General features: G+C 71.9%; 16 protein-coding genes. 7 read left to right on the top strand and 9 right to left on the bottom strand.

The annotated features are described in order from the left end of the window. Positions 1–50: 50 nt before the first annotated feature. From ACFHVL_RS21395 to ACFHVL_RS21380, 4 genes are read right to left on the bottom strand one after another with little or no spacing between them, the layout of a single operon-like run. Complete coding sequence (locus tag ACFHVL_RS21395; RefSeq protein WP_416630120.1) at positions 51–1,199, bottom strand: cytochrome P450; 1,149 nt, start codon at positions 1,197–1,199, stop codon at positions 51–53. After that, on the bottom strand, positions 1,192–2,658 hold the full coding sequence (locus ACFHVL_RS21390; protein ID WP_416630118.1) for a class I adenylate-forming enzyme family protein: 1,467 nt from the start codon (positions 2,656–2,658) through the stop codon (positions 1,192–1,194). The genes ACFHVL_RS21395 and ACFHVL_RS21390 overlap by 8 nt, the downstream gene beginning before the upstream one ends. 49 nt (positions 2,659–2,707) lie before the next feature. Further along, positions 2,708–3,496 (bottom strand): glycosyltransferase family 2 protein, encoded by a 789-nt coding sequence (locus tag ACFHVL_RS21385; RefSeq protein ID WP_416630116.1) that lies wholly within the window; start codon positions 3,494–3,496, stop codon positions 2,708–2,710. Beyond that, positions 3,493–4,524 (bottom strand): 3-oxoacyl-ACP synthase III family protein, encoded by a 1,032-nt coding sequence (locus ACFHVL_RS21380; RefSeq protein ID WP_416630114.1) that lies wholly within the window; start codon positions 4,522–4,524, stop codon positions 3,493–3,495. The genes ACFHVL_RS21385 and ACFHVL_RS21380 overlap by 4 nt, the downstream gene beginning before the upstream one ends. A 106-nt stretch (positions 4,525–4,630) precedes the next feature. Here ACFHVL_RS21380 and ACFHVL_RS21375 point away from each other — a divergent pair, with 106 nt between their 5' ends. From ACFHVL_RS21375 to ACFHVL_RS21360, 4 genes are all read left to right on the top strand, one after another. Continuing rightward, positions 4,631–4,897, top strand: a complete 267-nt coding sequence (locus tag ACFHVL_RS21375) for a DUF6343 family protein (RefSeq protein ID WP_416630112.1) — start codon at positions 4,631–4,633, stop codon at positions 4,895–4,897. A gap of 55 nt (positions 4,898–4,952) precedes the next feature. Next, a complete protein-coding gene (locus tag ACFHVL_RS21370; RefSeq protein ID WP_416630111.1) occupies positions 4,953–5,918 on the top strand; it encodes a TIGR03885 family FMN-dependent LLM class oxidoreductase in 966 nt (321 codons plus the stop codon). Positions 5,919–6,276: 358 nt separating this feature from the next. Continuing rightward, the gene (locus ACFHVL_RS21365; RefSeq protein WP_326554200.1) at positions 6,277–6,894 is read left to right on the top strand and encodes an ATP-dependent Clp protease proteolytic subunit; all 618 of its coding nucleotides are present in this window, start codon (positions 6,277–6,279) and stop codon (positions 6,892–6,894) included. 26 nt (positions 6,895–6,920) lie between these two features. Beyond that, the gene (locus ACFHVL_RS21360; RefSeq protein ID WP_416630110.1) at positions 6,921–7,367 is read left to right on the top strand and encodes a helix-turn-helix domain-containing protein; all 447 of its coding nucleotides are present in this window, start codon (positions 6,921–6,923) and stop codon (positions 7,365–7,367) included. Here ACFHVL_RS21360 and ACFHVL_RS21355 read toward each other — a convergent pair. Continuing rightward, a complete protein-coding gene (locus ACFHVL_RS21355) occupies positions 7,345–10,401 on the bottom strand; it encodes a glycoside hydrolase family 9 protein (protein ID WP_416630108.1) in 3,057 nt (1,018 codons plus the stop codon). The genes ACFHVL_RS21360 and ACFHVL_RS21355 overlap by 23 nt on opposite strands. A 299-nt stretch (positions 10,402–10,700) precedes the next feature. On the opposite strand from ACFHVL_RS21355, the gene ACFHVL_RS21350 reads away from it, so the two are divergent. Next, positions 10,701–11,432 (top strand): PP2C family protein-serine/threonine phosphatase, encoded by a 732-nt coding sequence (locus ACFHVL_RS21350; protein ID WP_416630107.1) that lies wholly within the window; start codon positions 10,701–10,703, stop codon positions 11,430–11,432. Between the two features lie 154 nt (positions 11,433–11,586). Here the strand turns inward: ACFHVL_RS21350 and ACFHVL_RS21345 are convergent, their stop codons facing one another. Both ACFHVL_RS21345 and ACFHVL_RS21340 read right to left on the bottom strand, forming a co-directional pair. Further along, on the bottom strand, positions 11,587–12,438 hold the full coding sequence (locus ACFHVL_RS21345; protein WP_416630106.1) for a SigB/SigF/SigG family RNA polymerase sigma factor: 852 nt from the start codon (positions 12,436–12,438) through the stop codon (positions 11,587–11,589). Positions 12,439–12,643: 205 nt separating this feature from the next. Beyond that, positions 12,644–13,471 carry a transglutaminase-like domain-containing protein gene (locus ACFHVL_RS21340; protein WP_416630105.1) on the bottom strand — a complete coding sequence of 276 codons (828 nt, stop codon included), beginning with the start codon at positions 13,469–13,471 and terminating at the stop codon, positions 12,644–12,646. A 103-nt stretch (positions 13,472–13,574) separates the two neighbouring features. Here ACFHVL_RS21340 and ACFHVL_RS21335 point away from each other — a divergent pair, with 103 nt between their 5' ends. Both ACFHVL_RS21335 and ACFHVL_RS21330 read left to right on the top strand, forming a co-directional pair. Then, positions 13,575–14,057, top strand: a complete 483-nt coding sequence (locus tag ACFHVL_RS21335; RefSeq protein ID WP_416630104.1) for a MarR family winged helix-turn-helix transcriptional regulator — start codon at positions 13,575–13,577, stop codon at positions 14,055–14,057. Further along, complete coding sequence (locus ACFHVL_RS21330) at positions 14,057–15,046, top strand: pirin family protein (protein ID WP_416630103.1); 990 nt, start codon at positions 14,057–14,059, stop codon at positions 15,044–15,046. Before ACFHVL_RS21335 ends, ACFHVL_RS21330 begins: the two co-directional genes overlap by 1 nt. A 47-nt stretch (positions 15,047–15,093) precedes the next feature. Here ACFHVL_RS21330 and ACFHVL_RS21325 read toward each other — a convergent pair whose 3' ends face one another. Together ACFHVL_RS21325 and ACFHVL_RS21320 are read right to left on the bottom strand one after the other, a co-directional pair. Further along, positions 15,094–15,228 (bottom strand): hypothetical protein, encoded by a 135-nt coding sequence (locus tag ACFHVL_RS21325; RefSeq protein ID WP_416630102.1) that lies wholly within the window; start codon positions 15,226–15,228, stop codon positions 15,094–15,096. A 134-nt stretch (positions 15,229–15,362) separates the two neighbouring features. Then, a complete protein-coding gene (locus ACFHVL_RS21320) occupies positions 15,363–15,944 on the bottom strand; it encodes a general stress protein (RefSeq protein ID WP_416630131.1) in 582 nt (193 codons plus the stop codon). Positions 15,945–16,017 lie beyond the last annotated feature (73 nt).

The raw sequence follows: 16,017 nt of genomic DNA, 5'->3' as shown, positions 1-16,017 counted from the left end.
GAAGCCGCTCGCGCCGGTCACCGCGACCCGCGACCCGGCCAGTCGCCCGCTCACCGCGCCGCCCGCAGCGTGAGGCGTGCCCAGCCTGGCAGCGCCGACCGCCGGTCCACCCGAGCCCCGGTCACCACCGGCCGGTACGGCGCCAGCTCGGCCAGCACGTCGTCCAGCTGGGCCTGCGCCAGCCGGGCACCCGGGCACCGGTGCGGGCCGGTGCCGAACACCAACTGCCCGATCGCCGCCGGCACCGGATCGGCCGGATCCGGTCGCGGTGCCCCGGCACGGGCCGCGTGCCGGGCCACCAGCAGCAGCCGGTCGCCAGCGCGTACCCGGGTGCCGGCCAACTCGGCGGCACCGGCCGCCACCCGGGGCAGCACCGGGCTCGGCGCGGTCACCCGCAGCATCTCGGCCACCAGCGCCGCCCGCGTACCGGCGCTATCCGCCGCCGGCCACAGCCCGTCGTCGGCGCACCAGGCGACCGCCCGGGGAATCGCCGCCATGGTGGTGTTGACCGACGCCACCGCCAGCATGCTCGCCCGACCCGCGTCGCCGGCGGGTACGCCGAGCAGCTCGGCCAGGGCGGCGGCGGCCCGCGCGGTGGCCGCCCGGTCCCGCCGGGCACCGCCCGGCCAACGCAGCCCCGGCAGGTGGCCGCGGGCGGCGGTGATCGCCGCCGCCCGCGCGGCCGCCGTCAACGCGTGCGCCGGCACCGCCACCGCCAGCAACGCCGCCGTGCTCGCCCCGGAGAGTTCGGCCACCACGTCGACGACGTCGACCTCGGCTCCGTCGGCCAACGGCGCGAACCGTCGCCGCAGCACCTCCAGCCAGACCGGCCGTAGCCGGGACACCCCGTCGGAGCCGAACACGGTCGCCGCGTCCCGCCGGGCCTGACGGTGGTCGGCCCCGTCCTCGTCGAACAGGAACCCGCCGGTCCCGGTGGCCCGCTGTGCCGCGCCGGCGGTGGTGCCCTCGGCCAACCGGTCCAACGGCACCCGGCGCAACGCGTCGGCGTACGGCCCGGGGGCATGCACCAGCACGGTCCGGCCGAGTCGCCGTACCGGAGCCTGCCGGGACGCCGCCAGCAGGGCGAACAGCACCGGATGGCTGACCAGGTACACCCGCCGGTCGCGGCGGCGCCCCCGGCCCGGGTCCCGGCGGCGCCGCTGGCCTCGGCCCTGGCCCGGGTCGCCTCGCTCAGCCATCGTTGGTCTCCGTCGCGGCGAGCAGGGCGGCCGCGCGCCGGTCCGGCTTGCGTGAGCGCCCCGACAGTGGCACCCGGGCGAACACCAGCCGGTCCGGCCGGGCCGCACCCATCCGGTCCAGCACCGGACGCAACGCGGTCCGCAGCCGGCCCGGGTCGGCGCCGGCCTCCGGCTCCACCAGTGCGACGAGCTGCTCGTCGCCGTCACCGGCCGGCACCCCGACCAGCACCGCCAGCGCCACCCCTGGCACGTGCAACGCCGGCTCGTACAACCCCGGGTAGATGTTCTCCGCCGACCGTAGGACCATGTCCTTGCAGCGGCCGGCCAGCACCAGCCGGCCGCCGTCGAGGCGGCCGACGTCGCCGCTGGCGACCTCGGCCAGCGGCGGTTCGCCGAGATACCGGTCCGCCTGCCCCGCGCCGGTCAGCCACACCTGGCCGGCGTCGTCGATCCGGGCCGCCACCCCGGGCAGCGGTGCGCCGAGCAGGTCGCCGTCACCGCCGTACGCCGCCTTCTCGGACTCCTCCACGGCGGCGGCCGGGAAGAGTTCGGTCAACGCGTACACGCCGTACGCCCGGTCCGCGCCGGCCCGCCTGACCCGGCCGAGCAGTCCGGCGCTCACCGGCGCCGAGCCGCTGAACACCTGACCGGTCAAGCGGGGGGAGCGGGCGAGCAACGCCCGCAGCTGCGGTGGGGTCAGATAGGTCGCCTGCGGGCGCAGCCGGGCCACCTGCCGGGCCAGCGCCGCCGCCGACCGGGCCGGCAACGCCACCGGGGCCCCGGCCGCCAACGCCGGCACCAGCACGAAGAACATCCCGCCGAGCACCGGCACCTCCGCCACCGGGTCGACCAGCGCGGTGACCGCCGCCATCCCGGCGGCCAGCCCGGCGCGGGAGTGCACCACCGCCCGTGGCTGGCTGGTCGTTCCCGACGTGAAGATGATCACCGCGTCGCCGTCGCCCTCGAACACCGCCGGCAGCGGGCCGCTCCCCGCCGGCAGCGCCGCCGCGCAGCCGGGCAACCGGCGGCCGACGGTGCGCACCGGGGCGATCCGCGTCAGGTCGGGCAGCGCGAGATGCGCCCGGCGGGCCAACGGAGCGGCCCAGCCGGCCACCGCCTGCGCGGCCGCGTCCGCCAGCACCAACGCCGGGCGGGCCAGGGCCAGCCGGGCGGTCAGCACCTGCGGGCCGGCCGTCGGGTCGAGCACCGCCACCCGCAACCCCAGGCGGTACGCGGCCAGCAGCACCGCCAACGACCGGGGACCAGGGCGCACCGCCACCCCGAGGGTGTCCCCGGCGGCCAGCCCGTGCCGGTGCAGCGCGGCGGCGTACCGGTCGGCGAGCTCGGCCAGCTCCCCGGCGTTGGCGAGCACCCGGGGGCGGCCGGTCAGCGGTGCGGCGGCCAGCAGCGCCGGGCGGTGCCGGTCCGCCCGCAGCACCGCGTCGAGTCGATCCAGCATCAGCGATCGTCCTCCCGGTCCGGCTTCGCCGCCGGATTCTCGTCCGGCCTCACCGCGGATCCTCGGTGAGCGGGCCGCTGCCCTGGTCGAGGTACCAGGCGGCGGTGCGGCGGATGCCGTACGCCCGCAGCCGGCGGGTCGAGTTCTCCACCACCATGTCGCGCCGGTGGATGATCGCCGGGGTGGTGCGGCGTACCCGGTTGAGGAAGGTCCGGTCCGTCGGCGACGGCCGGCGTGGCATCCCGCCGCAGGCCTGGTACAGCTCGGCGGTGACCGCCATGTTGTTGCCGGCGTGCATCCGGTACGGCGCCAGGTAGCCGCCGGTGCGCCGGTGCGCCGGGCGGATCCGGCCGAAGGACGCGGCGAGGAACACCAGCAGCCGGAACCCGGCCCGGCCCAGCGGTCCGTGCTCGTCGCGCCGGGCCCGGATCGCCCCGCAGACCAGGCCGGCGCCGCCGACCAGGCCGGCGCGGGCCGCCGCCACCCAGCCGGGGTGCGGCAGGCAGTCCGCGTCGGTGCGGGCCAGCAACCGCGCGCCGTGCGCGATGGCGTACCGGAAACCGGTGTCGACCGCGGCGCCGACGCCCTTGCATGGTTCGTGCAGCAGCCGGACCGCGAACGGTGCCCGTGCGGCGAAGTCCTCGACCACGGCGGCGGTGCCGTCGGTGGAACCGTTGTCGACCACCACCAGGGTGAAGTCCCGGTCGGTCTGCGCGGCGAGCGCGGCCAACGTCGCACCGATGCGGGACCGCTCCTGGTACGCCGGCACCACCACCCACAGTGGTCCGCCCGCGGTCGGTGCCGTCCCGTCGCGCGACTGTTCCACCGTGCTGGTCAAGGCTTCTCCCAGACCATCGTCATCACGCTGACGCCGCCACCGAGCCCGATCGCCAACACCCGGTCGCCGGGGCGCAGGTCGGCGTCGACCCGGGCCAGTTGCACGCCGAGGGTGGCGCTGGCCAGGTTGCCCAACTCGGTGACCGTCACCTCCAGCTTCTCCTTCGGCACCCCGGTCACCTCGATGAACCGCTCCAGGTACGGCACGCTCACCTGGTGCACCAGGACGCGTTCGTAGTCGACCCAGTCCCAGCCGGTGCGCCGGCGCACCCGGTGCAGGATGTCGGTGCCGATCCGTTCGAACACGCCCCGCAGCGCGTGCCCGTCGCCCTGGAAGTAGGTGTGCTCGTCGCCGCCGCGCGGGTGGCGTGACCCGCCACCGAAGATGCCGCCCACCGCCCAGTGCTCCGACCGGGTCTCGGTGTCGATGTCGACGATGCCGCCGCGACGCACCGGTTCGAGCAGCACCGCCGCCCCACCGTCACCGAACGTGTAGCCGGCGAACGCCGTCCGGGCCTGCGCCATGCTGTCCAGTCTCGGGCGCATCACCCGGGTAGGTGTCTCGCCGGTGACGACCAGCGCCCGGCGTGCCCGGCCGGCCAGCACCATCGACCGGGCCAGGTCGATGCCGTTGATGAAGCTGTTGCAGGCGTTGGTGACGTCCAGTGCGTGTGCCGAGCCGCCCAGTTCGGCCTGCACGATGTGCGCGGTCGCCGGCTCGACCAGGTCGCGGCTGGCCGAGGCGAACAGCAGCAGATCCAGCTCTGCCGGCTCCCGTCCGGCGGCGGCGAGGGCCCGTCGGGCGGCGCGGACGGCGAACGTCGAGGCGTACTCGTCGTCGCCGGCGACCCGGCGTCGTTCGATCCCGGTGACGGTGCCGAACAGCCCCGGCGGCAGCGGGATGTCGCTGGCCGCGGCGATACGGTCCTGCAGGTCCGCGGTGGCGAGGACGCGGTCGGGAAGGCTGACGCCGACCCCGGTGATGCCGACCCGGGGGGTGGACCACCCCGACGGCGACGCGATGTTCATCTGCTCAGCTTCCTGCCGGACCGGGTCGGTCCGGATGAGTAGGGGTGCTCAGATTCGGGTACCGGTGCGAGGTTACGGGCCGCCAAACGTCGGGTACACCGCCAGGATGGCTACGAAGTCGCAGCCCAGAGGGGCGAGAGGGACCGTCGGCCACGCCAACAGCGCGTTGAACCTGCGGCTGGTGATGGCCAGCTTCGGACTGGTCTTCTGCGTGGTGATCGGGTTTCTGGCCTGGCGGGCCGACCTGCTGGCCGGTGCGGTGATTCTGTGGGTCCTCGCGGCGATCGCCGTGGTCGACCTGGTCGTCATCCAGCGGCGTCGCCGGGCCCGCAGGCAGGAGGAACCGGGCGTACGGCATTCGCTGTTCGAATGAGCCGCAGACCGCCCGAGCGCGGTTGACGGATTCGGCCATCGGGTAGAGACCGGCGATGACCCCCGTCTTCGGCTTGCACTGCTCCCACGAACAGATCCATCCCACTCGGCTGCTCGACGCGGTGGTCCGCGCCGAGCAGGCCGGGTTCGATGCCGCGATGGCGTCGGACCACTTCGCGCCGTGGAGCGAGCGGCAGGGCCACTCCGGGTACGTCTGGTCCTGGCTCGGTGCGGCCATGCAGGCCACCGGGCTGCCGTTCGGCGTGGTCAACGCTCCCGGGCAGCGTTACCACCCGGCGATCGTCGCGCAGGCGATCGGCACGCTGTCGGCGATGTACCCGGGGCGGTTCTGGGCGGCGCTCGGCACCGGCGAGAACGCCAACGAGCACATCACCGGTGACGTCTGGCCCCGCAAGGACGTCCGGTCGGCCCGGCTGCGGTCCAGCGTCGATGTCATTCGGGCACTGCTGGCCGGCGAGGAGGTCAGCCACGACGGCCTGATCACTGTGGACCGTGCCCGGGTGTGGACCCGCCCGGACGATCCGGCACCGCTGCTCGGGGCGGCGGTCAGCGTGGCCACCGCCCGCTGGTGCGCCGACTGGGCGGACGGGCTGATCACCGTCAACGCGCCGGTCGAGCACCTGCGGGAAGTGGTCGACGCGTACCGTGGTGCCGGCGGTCGTGGCCGGCTGGTGCTTCAGGTGCACCTGAGCTGGGCGCGGGACGAGGCGCAGGCCGAGGCGATCGCCCACGACCAGTGGCGGACCAACATCTTCGCCCCGCCGGTGGCGTGGGACCTGACCACGCCGGAACACTTCGACGTGGTGGCGCGTGACGTCACCATCGAACAGGTACGGCGTACCGTCGACGTGTCGGCGGACCTGTCCCGCCACACCGACCAGCTCGCCTCCTACGTCTCGCTCGGCTTCGACGAGATCTATCTGCATCATGTGGGCCAGGAGCAGGACGAGTTCATCGACGTCTTCGGTGCCGAGGTGCTGCCCAAGCTGCGTACCGCCTGACCGTCGGGAATTTGGTCGCCCCGCTGGACGTTCCCGGCTAGCGTGACCACCATGTTCGGCACCGTCGGCGTTGTGCCGCCCGCAGGTTTCCACCTGCCGGGTGCCGTCGTCGGGTGCGCATGGCTGGCTGATACCCGAGGCTGACCCTCCTCCCGCTGCGGCAGAACCACGGAGGAGGGTGGCCCGGTACTTTCCGGCGCTGTCTTTCCAGTCGCGCCGTGAAGTGCGGTTCTGGCGCGGTTCCCGCGGTCTGGCACCCGCCCGCGTTCGTCGTCCGCCAAGCAAACTCCACTATGGAGCAGCATTATGGCGGTTGATGCTGGAAGGCACCACCACCGTGATCGAGGGAGCATTGCTCATGCGGCACACCAGTCCCGCGATGGCCGCGGACAGCGCGGCAACCGCCTTCGGCGACCAGGTCTACCAACAGCTACTCAAGGAGCGGGTGATCTTCCTCGGCACTCAGGTCGACGACAACTCGGCGAACACGATCTGTGCCCAGATGCTGCTGCTGGCGGCCGAGGACAGCGAGCGCGACATCTTCCTCTACATCAATTCGCCGGGCGGCGTGATCAGCGCCGGCATGGCGGTCTACGACACGATGCACTACATCGGCAACGACGTGGCGACGGTCGGGCTCGGCCTCGCCGGGTCGATGGGCCAGTTCCTGCTCTGCGCCGGTGCACCCGGCAAGCGGTACGCCCTGCCGCACACCCGGATCATGATGCACCAGCTCTCCGGCGGGATGGGCGGCACCGCCGCCGACATCGCCATCCAGGCCGAGAACATGCTGCACATCAAGCGGACGACGATCGAGCGGATCGCATTCCACACCGGGCGCACCCGTGAGGAGATCGAGCGGGACTCCGACCGGGACCGGTGGTTCACCGCCGAACAGGCCCGCGAGTACGGCATCATCGATCAGGTGATCGCCACCACGGCGCAGTTGTCCGGCACCGGTGGTGTCACCACCTGACCGGTGACGGTGGACGGAGGCACGCGATGCTGCTGCGACAGGTGATCGGCCGGGTGCTGCGCCGACTCCGGCAGGATCAGGGCCGCACCCTGCAGGACGTCGCCCAGGCCGCCGGCCTGTCGACGGCGTACCTGTCGGAGTTGGAACGCGGCCGCAAGGAGCCGTCGTCGGAGATGCTGGCGTCGATCTGCCGGGCGCTCGGCGTCGCGTTGGACGAGCTGTTGCTCCAGGCGATGCAGGAGCTGACCCGTAACCGGCCGATGGCCGCTGCCGGGTGGGGCCGACCCGTCCGGCGGGCAGCCGGTCGTCGGCTGCCCGCCGGACGGCGACCGGGGCGGGCCGCTCCGTTCGCAGGCCGACCCACTGGCCGACCCACTGGCCGACCCGTCGGCCGGGTGGTGGCCGGCCCGCCGCCTTGCCGGAAGCGACGGGCCGGCCACCACCACGACCTCAGGAGCAGGCCACCCCGTTGACGGTGATCAGCTCCGGTGCCGGGTTCGCCCCGCCGGCGGTGGTGGCGTTCAGCCCGAACATCGCCGTACCCCCCGGTCCGATCCGTCCGTTGTAGGTTTCATTGCGGGCGGTGACGGTCGCGCCGGTCTGGGTCGCCCTCGCCATCCACGCCTCACGCAGCCGCTGGTCGCCGGTGAAGGCGAAGCGGACCGCCCAGCCGTCGATCGCCGTGGTACCGGTGTTGGTGATGTTCACCTGGGCGGTGAAGCCACCACCGCCGGCCCAGGTGCCGTAGTTGACGTAGTCCGCCCGGCAGGCCAGCGGCGCGGGTGCCGGTGCGGCGTCACCCTGGTCGGCGAGGAAGGAAGCGATCCAGCTCAGCGCCGAGTTCCAGTTGATCGCCACCTCGTTCGTCGCGTACGAGGCGATGTCGTCGACGTAGCAGAACATCGGCGCGCAGCCTTCCAGCAGGTCCCGGGCGAACGGGTCGTCCAGGCCGGCGTTGGCGCCGCCGGCGATCGACCCGGCCGGCGGGATCGGCAGGTCCGGGTCGATCTGGTTGCCGAAGATCCGGCTGTGCTGGTTGCGCGGGGAGACCGTGCCCCAGCCGGTGACGTACGAGTGGTTCAGCGCGTTGCGGCCGAGGATGTAGTCCATCGCCTGTACCGCGCCGTCGCGGTACTCGGCGTCGCCGGTCAGGTCGTACGCGGTGGCCAGCACCACCGCGTTGTTGATGATGTTGCTGTTGGCGCCCCAGAAGTAGGCGCCCCGGTGGCCCGGCATCGGCAGCCCGTACGCCTGCCCGGCCAGGGTGGCCAGGTAGGCGTCGGCGGCGTCGGTCACCGAGGCCCGGATCCGTTCCCGCTCCTGTGGGGCGAGTCCGTTCGGCACGGTGGCCAGGTCGAGGCGGCCGAGGGCGGCGGTGCTGCCCCAGCCGAAGCCGGTCGAGGTGAAGACCTCGCCGGTGTGGTGCGGGGAGGCGGTGAGGTCGCCGAGGTAGCGCTGTTCGCCGGTGGTCAGGTAGAGCTGCGCCGCCGCCCAGTAGAACTCGTCGCTGACGTCTCCGTCGCTGTAGGAGCCACCACCGTTGCCGTCATTGGGGTCGGCGATCCGGTTCGGGTTGGCCTTGGCCGCCGCGTACGCGGTCTTCGCCGCGGTCAGGCACTGGCCAGCGAAGGCGGCGTCGTACGGGGCGTACAGCCGGGCGCACTGTGCCGCGACGGCTGCCAGGTTGAGCGTGGCCGCGGTCGACGGCGGGTGCAGTTCGCGCAGCTCCGGGTCGTCCTCGGGCTGCATGGGCAGGCCGGTCCAGTTCCGGTCGTGCATCTTGTGGTGGGCCATCCCGGCGAGCGGCTCGCCGGTCGGTACCTGCATCCGCATCAGGAACTCCAGCTCCCAGCGGGCCTCGTCGAGGATGTCCGGCACGCCGTTGTCGCGTTCGGGCACCCGCAGGGTGCTGTCGGCCAGGCCGGCGCCGCCGGCCGCGCTGGGCGCGGTCTTGGTCCGCTCGAAGGCGCTGAGCAGCTGGTAGGTGGCGATGCCGCCGTTGACGACGTACTTGCCGTGGTCACCGGCGTCGTACCAGCCCCCGCGTACGTCGAGCCGGTAGTCGCAGACGCCGGGCTGGCACGGCACGTCCAGGTCGCCCCGGTTGGGGGCGACGCCGACGTGGCCGGCCGGCCGGGCGTACTCCTCGCCGACCAGGTCGCCGTCGATGGCGATGCCGCTGCGCTGGATGTAGAAGAACTGCAGCGCGTCGGAGCGCAGCTGCTGGTAGATGTCGGCGGAGATGGCGAACGGATAGCTGGTCTCGCCGTCGGCGACCAGGGTGAACCCGGTGCCGGTGCCCTGGTACGCGGAGAAGTCGGCGGTGTGGGTCTGTTCGCCGGATGCGGCGTCGAGCCCGCGTGGGTTGCTGGTGCCGCTGGCGACGACGGCGCCGTCGGCGTCGTGCAGGGCCCAGCCCAGCGGGTCTGTCGCTTCGGTGACGATGGTGGCGTTCTTGGGGCCGCCGGGCAGGTAGCCGACCTGGTTGACCCGGACCCGGGGGCCGGTGTCGGGCTGGTAGGGCGGTTCCTCCTCGCCGCCGAGCAGCGAGACGTCGTCCAGGCAGAAGGTGTGACTCTCGGTGTTGCCGCCGAGTTGGAAGGCGACCTGGGCGCGGTCGGTGTCCTCACTGGCCACGAAGGTCTGCTCGATCCGCTGCGGTTCGCCGGTCAGCGCCAGGTCCCGCCCGAAGTAGCCGGTGTACGGGTCCGCGCCGAGTTGCACGACGGCGCGGACGTTCGCGGCCGGCTCGGCGGACGCCTCGAATGCGATCGTGTACTCCTCGCCGGCGATCAGCGGCACGCCTTCCTGCAGGACGCCGGCGTCCCACGGGTTTGCCAGGCCGGCGGGCACGGTGGCGCAGAGCCGACCGTCGACCACCCGGACGCCGCTGGTGCCGTAGCTGACCCAGTTGGTGGTGCCGTCGCTGAAGTCGCCGTTCTTGATCTGCTCGGCGCGGCCCGGTGGTGGCCCGGCGTCGTCGTCGCTGATCAGCGAGACGTTGTCCAGGCAGAGGGTGAATTCCTCCGTCCCGCCGCCGAGCTGGAAGGTGAAGGTGCCGTCGGGTGAGTCGAGGTTCGCGGTGAACTCGTAGCTGACCGTCTCGGGGTCGGGCCCGAGGTCGAGTTCCCGGCTGAGCACGGTGGTGTAGGGCGCGGCGTTGAGCTGGACGTTCGCCCGGACGGTGGCGGCGACGTCGGCGGAGGCGGAGAAGGTCAGCCGGTACGCCGCCCCGTCGATCAACGGGATGTCGTTGTGGCCGATGCTGGCGTCCCACGGGTTGGCGGTGCCACCGGGAACGACGGCGCAGAGCCGGCCGTCGGTGTTGCCGAGGGTGACGTTCTCGGTCGCCCACCAGGGGCCTGTCCCGTCGTCGAAGGTGCCGTTGACGATATGTTCGCGTTCCTCGGCGTACGCTGTTGCCACGGTCATCGCGGTCAACGCGAGGACGCTGGCGCTGGTGCCGGCGATGAGGGCGACCGTGCGGCGTCGTCTGGATCGGGTCACGTGGATCCTTCCCTGCGTGCGGTCCGGAGGGTGTCGTGGCGCGGGTCTGCCGAGGTGCGACCGGCACCGCGCCGGGACGAGTGGGAGCGCTCCCATTGATGCTAGACGATGTTGCCAGGCTGTTTCCGGGGTGTCAATCGCCAGGGGTGGTCAATGGGGTGGGTCGAGGGGCGGCCTGCCCGTTATGTCGTCTTAGGTAGCATTTGGGGGAGTAGTTGGGTCGATTCTTCATGGTCTTTGGCATCTGCATGCTGATCTACTAGAGACATTTCAGCCCTCTTCCTGGCAGGCTGCCAGCCATGACCCTGAAGCTGCGTTCCGCGGCGGTGACCGACCGCGGCCTGATCCGGAGCGGAAACCAGGACTCGGTGCACGCCGGCGACTGGTTGGTTGCCGTCGCCGACGGTATGGGCGGGATGGCCGCCGGGGATCTGGCCAGCAAGATCGCGATCGAGGCGATCGCGCCGTTGGACGCGGCGATCGCCGTCGATAAGCTGGTGACCGGCCTGGAAACAGCGGTCGAGACCGCCGGCGCCCGGATCCGCGACGCGATCGCCGAGGACCCGGCCCGGGAAGGGATGGGGACCACCCTGACCGCCCTGCTCTTCGCCGAGTCCGGTACGGCGATCGCCATGGTGCACGTCGGGGACTCCCGGGCGTACCTGCTGCGGGGCGGGACCCTGAAGCAGGTGACCCGGGACGACACGTTCGTGCAGATGCTGGTCGACGAGGGCGTGATCACCGCGGAGCAGGCGGCCAGTCATCCGCGCCGCGCGGTGGTGACCCAGGCGCTGCAGGGCGACAACGTCAACCCGGCGTACCAGGTCTTCGCCCCGCAGACCGGCGACCGCTGGCTGCTGTGCAGCGATGGCCTGTCGAACGTGGTGCGCGCGGAGAGCATCGCCGAGGTGCTGGCGACGTACGCCGATCCGCAGGCGGGTGCACAGCGGCTGGTGGACCTGGCGATCCGGGCCGGTGGGCCGGACAACATCACCGTCGTGATCGGCGACATCGCCGAGGTCACCGACTGAGGTCCGTTCGGACCCGGGCGTTCGCCGGGCCCGCCTGCTCACCGGTCTCGTGGTAAGGACCGACGGCGGTCGGTCCGAGGATCTCGGACCGACCGCCGTCGGGTGGCGCAACGGGTGCGAGCCGGCGGGCAGCCGCCGGTCGCGGTCATGTGAGTCAGTACGTCGACTGCAGTTGTCCACGCAGCTTGGTCAGTGCCCGGGCGAGCAGCCGGGACACGTGCATCTGTGAGACACCGACCTGGTCGGCGATCTGCGACTGGGTCAGGTTGCCGTAGAACCGCAGGGTCAGGATGCGCTGCTCCCGCTCGTCGAGGGTGGCCAGCGCCGGACCCAGCGCCACGCGCAGCTCGGCGAGCTCGTACTCACGGTCCTCCGCGCCGAGCATGTCGGCGAGCTCGGTCGCCCGCTCGCCGTCGCCGGTCGGGGTGGACAGCGACACCGCGTTGTACGCGCGGGCACCCTCCAGGCCTTCGAGTACCTCCTCCTCGGTGATCTGCAGGTGCACGGCGATGTCGGCCACTGTCGGCGACCGGCCGAGCGTCTGCAGCAGGGTGCTGTTCGCCTCGGAGATGCTCAGCCGCAGTTCCTGCAGCCGGCGGGGCACCCGAATGTCCCAGGTGCGGTCGCGGAAATGCCGCTTGAGCTCGCCGATGATCGTCGGGATCGCGTACCCGGCGAAGTCGACGCCGCGGCTCGGGTCGAACTTGTCGATGGCCTTGATCAGGCCGACCGCGGCGGTCTGGGCGAGATCGTCGGTCGGCTCACCGCGCCCGCTGTAGCGCTGGGCGAGGTGCTGCGCCAACGGCAGCCAGGCTTCGATCGCCCGGTCGCGCAGCGCCTCGCGGGACGGGTGGTTGGTCGGCAGCGCGGCCATCGCGGCGAGCAACTCGGTCGCGCTGTCGGTCGAGCCGTTGACCCGCTGGCTCACAGCGGCCGGGGTGGTCGTGCTCTGGTCCACGGTCGCCGGCTCGTGCACCGTGCGGTGTCCGATCAGTGTCGCGGTCATTGGTGGTCCTCCCTGCACCTCGTCCGCGGATATGGAAGGTGGTGCGTTTGGATGTACTCGCTAGGGTCTTTCGGCCTTAACACTAACCCGGTTGGTCAGCTGAAAGCTAGCCGAAAGTACGATGTATTTATCGCCCACTATCGAGTAAGTCGGACATTTTGCCGCGCATCTGGGTCGATCCAGGTTTCGGATACCCGCTGATCGGTCAGTGAAGCGCCGCCAGCCCCTGATGATCGTCGACCGGGAGATCGCCCGGTGCCACCGCCCAGACGGACATCCCGGTCATCTCCAGGAACCCCTCGATCGTGGTCGCGAACGCGACGTCCGCCGCGTCCCGGCCGGTGGCGATCCGGACCATGCTCTGCCGGGGCGCCAGGCGGGTGGCGTCCCAGACGTACCACCGGTCCGCCAGCGCGGTCTCCGCGACCAGATGGAAATCCATCGGCGACAACCCGGGGGCGTAGACCGCGACGACCCGGGCCGGAATGTCCAGCGCCCGACAGAGCGTGACGGTCAGGTGGGCGTAGTCGCGGCAGACTCCCGCACCGCTCATCAGGGTCTCGGCGGCGTCCGTGCCGGGGCCGCTGGCACCCACCGTGTAGGTGGTGTGGCGGTGGACGTAGTCGCAGATCGCCCGGACCGCGTCGCCGGGGTCGCCGTGGCCGCCGAAGCGGGCGGCGGCGAAACCACCGAGCCGGTCCGACGGGCAGTAGCGGCTCGGTCGCAGCGCCACGATCCGGTCCAACGGGGTCACCGCGGCCGCCGTCGCCGGCTGCTGCGGGGCAAGCGGCGCGTGGTATCCGATCGTCACCCGCCCAGGCGGTACGTGCAGCAGATGCAGTCGGCCGCCCGCCTCCCAGCTTCCCCGCACCTCGTCCGGGGCGACCGGCCCGCCGGCGGTCTCGGCTACCAGCCGGCCGGTGGCCGGTTGTCGGTGTGCCGTCACGGCGAGCGCCACCGTCGCCGCGGCCGTCACCTCGAAGCTCAGTTCGCAGCCGATGGTCCCTGTCGTCGCCGCCGTCGCCTCACTCATGACCACTTGATACCCCGTCGCCGCACCCGTCCCAACGTCGTGGGCGGCGAACGTCACATCCAACGTGTTAGTTGAAATTTGAAATACGAGCTACGGTCGGGCCATGACGGGCGGATTGACGGGACAACGACTGGCCGCCTGGCGGGCGTACATCGAGTCCAGCCAGCGGCTGCTCACCCTGCTCGGTGACGAGCTGCGCGACCGGTGTGGTCTCAGCCTGGCCGACTACCACGTCATGTTGCTGCTCTCCGAGGCACCGCAGCGCCGGCTTCGGATGGGCGAGCTGGCAAACCGGCTGGTCTTCTCGCCGAGCCGGCTGACCTACCAGGTCGCCACCATGGAACGGCGCGATCTGGTACGGCGGGAGAGCTGTCCGCAGGACCGCCGGGGCAGCCACGCGGTCCTCACCGACCACGGTCTGGCCAGCCTGCGCGCCGCCGCGCCAGGGCATCTCGCAGCGGTCCAGCACCACTTCCTCGACCACCTCGACGACACCGACATCACCCAGCTGGAGCAGGTGTTCACCGCCCTGGACACCCGACTCAGCCCCACCGACAACGCCACCCCAGCCGGAAAGAGGACCTGATGCCAGCAGTCTCCGTCGACGACGTACTCGTCCTGCCCCGCGTGCCGGCATTCGACCCGGCCGCGAACACGATCCGGCCGGTGCGGCGGGTCGTCACCGCGCCGAGCGGCTTCGAAGGAGAAGGCTTTCCGGTCCGGCGCGCCTTCGCCGGCGTGCCGACGACCGAACTCGACCCGTTCCTGCATCTGGACCAGATGGGTGAGGTGGAGTACGCCCCGGGCGAGCCCAAGGGCACCGCCTGGCATCCGCACCGCGGATTCGAGACAGTCACCTACATCATCGACGGTGTCTTCGACCACCAGGATTCCAACGGTGGCGGTGGCACGATCACCAACGGCGACACCCAGTGGATGACCGCCGGCTCCGGTCTGCTGCACATCGAGGCGCCGCCGGAGCACCTGGTGGTCAGCGGCGGGCTCTTCCACGGACTGCAGCTGTGGGTGAACCTGCCCAGGGCGAAGAAGTTCGCCGTCCCGCGCTACCAGGACATCCGGGCGCGGGAGGTCGGCCTGCTCACCACCGGAGACGGTGGGGCGCTGATCCGGGTGATCGCCGGCGAGATCGCCGGGCACCAGGGTCCCGGATCCACCCACACCCCGATCACCATCGCCCACCTCACCGTGCAGCCGGGCGCTCAGGTGGATCTGCCGTGGCGAGCGGACTTCAACGCGCTCGTCTACGTACTTGGCGGGCAGGGTACCGTCGGCGAGCAGCCACACGCGGCGCGGACCGGGCAGCTGGCCGTGCACGGCCCCGGCGACACGCTGCGGGTCACCGCCGACGCCCAGCAGGACAGCCGCACCCCGCAGCTCGACGTCTACATCATGGGCGGGCAGCCGATCCGGGAGCCGGTCGCCCAGTACGGACCATTCGTCATGAACACCCGGGCGGAGCTGGTCACCGCGTTCGAGGACTACCAGGCGGGTCGACTCGGGGTCGTCCCGGCGGCCCGGGTGCCGCACGGCGGCGGTCAGCAGCCGCCACGGTGACCGAGAAACCCGGATTCTGCCCGCAGGCACAGCCTGCGGGCAGAACCTTACGAGACCAGGAAGACCCCGAGTACCCCCAGGACCACCATCAGCAGGACTGCCAGCAGTAGCCCCTGCTCACTCTGGACGGTCTCGCCGGAGTAGGTCTGCTGGGGATCCTGGGTGACGATCTCGGTGCTCATCGTGCCTCCTCAGCCTGCTGTCCTGGCCTGACAGTGACGGTATGCGACAGGGCGCGTCCGTGAATCCCGGAGTTGTGCCACCCACGGGCGTGCGGTCGCAGAACCCAGTACCCGTGCTGCCCCGGCGAAACCCACTACTGACGACCGGATCCCGCAGTCGGGTTCATCCGCCGTACGGCCTGGTGCGCCTGCTCGGCGAACTCGGCATCCACCGTCACGCCGTACTGGCTGGCCTGTAGCAGACTGCGGGAGGAGAAGTCCCGCCGGCCGCCGGTCATCGCGTGCGCCACGGCACCGAAGACCGCACCCCAGACCGCACCGATGACCAGCGCGGTGACGATGATCCCCAGCCAGTTCACCACCGCGAAGATGCCGATGAGCAGCCCGATGAACAAACCGAACCAGGCGCCCGTGCCCGCTCCGGCGAGGGCGGCCCGGCCGGTGGTGAGCCGGCCGGTGACGTCCTCCACCAGCCGCAGATTGGTGCCGACGATCGCGGTGCGTTCGACCGGGAACCGGTTGTCCGACAGGTCGTCGACGGTTCGTTGGGCCGAGGCGTAGTCCGGATAGGTGGCGATCGTCACCGTCGTCCGGGCGTGATCGCCGAGTTCGGGAGCGGCACCTGGAGCGGTGGGATAGCCGGCTGGTCCGCCTGGCATGTTGCCCGCCGGGAAGTTGGCCGTGTCGCCGAACGTGCCTGGTGACGAGCCGTCCATCCGGATCGTGGATCTGGTCATGATCGGCCTCCTTTCGCGGGCAGGGTGCCCGGGGAGCCCGCCAGGTAACCTG

Source organism: Micromonospora sp. LOL_023 (assembly GCF_048060115.1).
GTDB lineage: Bacteria > Actinomycetota > Actinomycetes > Mycobacteriales > Micromonosporaceae > Micromonospora_E.
The sequence above is the reverse complement of the archived record's forward strand: the minus strand, read 5'-3'. Positions and strand labels throughout refer to the sequence as shown.

What these genes read in the sequence shown, in the direction of transcription:
- ACFHVL_RS21375 (WP_416630112.1), top strand. Translation starts at nt 4,631, where the DNA reads ATGGCTACGAAGTCGCAGCCCAGAGGGGCGAGAGGGACCGTCGGCCAC.
- ACFHVL_RS21365 (WP_326554200.1), top strand. Translation starts at nt 6,277, where the DNA reads ATGCGGCACACCAGTCCCGCGATGGCCGCGGACAGCGCGGCAACCGCC.
- ACFHVL_RS21395 (WP_416630120.1), bottom strand. Translation starts at nt 1,199, where the DNA reads ATGGCTGAGCGAGGCGACCCGGGCCAGGGCCGAGGCCAGCGGCGCCGC.
- ACFHVL_RS21360 (WP_416630110.1), top strand. Translation starts at nt 6,921, where the DNA reads ATGCTGCTGCGACAGGTGATCGGCCGGGTGCTGCGCCGACTCCGGCAG.
- ACFHVL_RS21380 (WP_416630114.1), bottom strand. Translation starts at nt 4,524, where the DNA reads ATGAACATCGCGTCGCCGTCGGGGTGGTCCACCCCCCGGGTCGGCATC.
- ACFHVL_RS21390 (WP_416630118.1), bottom strand. Translation starts at nt 2,658, where the DNA reads ATGCTGGATCGACTCGACGCGGTGCTGCGGGCGGACCGGCACCGCCCG.
- ACFHVL_RS21370 (WP_416630111.1), top strand. Translation starts at nt 4,953, where the DNA reads ATGACCCCCGTCTTCGGCTTGCACTGCTCCCACGAACAGATCCATCCC.
- ACFHVL_RS21350 (WP_416630107.1), top strand. Translation starts at nt 10,701, where the DNA reads ATGACCCTGAAGCTGCGTTCCGCGGCGGTGACCGACCGCGGCCTGATC.
- ACFHVL_RS21320 (WP_416630131.1), bottom strand. Translation starts at nt 15,944, where the DNA reads ATGGACGGCTCGTCACCAGGCACGTTCGGCGACACGGCCAACTTCCCG.
- ACFHVL_RS21330 (WP_416630103.1), top strand. Translation starts at nt 14,057, where the DNA reads ATGCCAGCAGTCTCCGTCGACGACGTACTCGTCCTGCCCCGCGTGCCG.
- ACFHVL_RS21340 (WP_416630105.1), bottom strand. Translation starts at nt 13,471, where the DNA reads ATGAGTGAGGCGACGGCGGCGACGACAGGGACCATCGGCTGCGAACTG.
- ACFHVL_RS21335 (WP_416630104.1), top strand. Translation starts at nt 13,575, where the DNA reads ATGACGGGCGGATTGACGGGACAACGACTGGCCGCCTGGCGGGCGTAC.
- ACFHVL_RS21325 (WP_416630102.1), bottom strand. Translation starts at nt 15,228, where the DNA reads ATGAGCACCGAGATCGTCACCCAGGATCCCCAGCAGACCTACTCCGGC.
- ACFHVL_RS21345 (WP_416630106.1), bottom strand. Translation starts at nt 12,438, where the DNA reads ATGACCGCGACACTGATCGGACACCGCACGGTGCACGAGCCGGCGACC.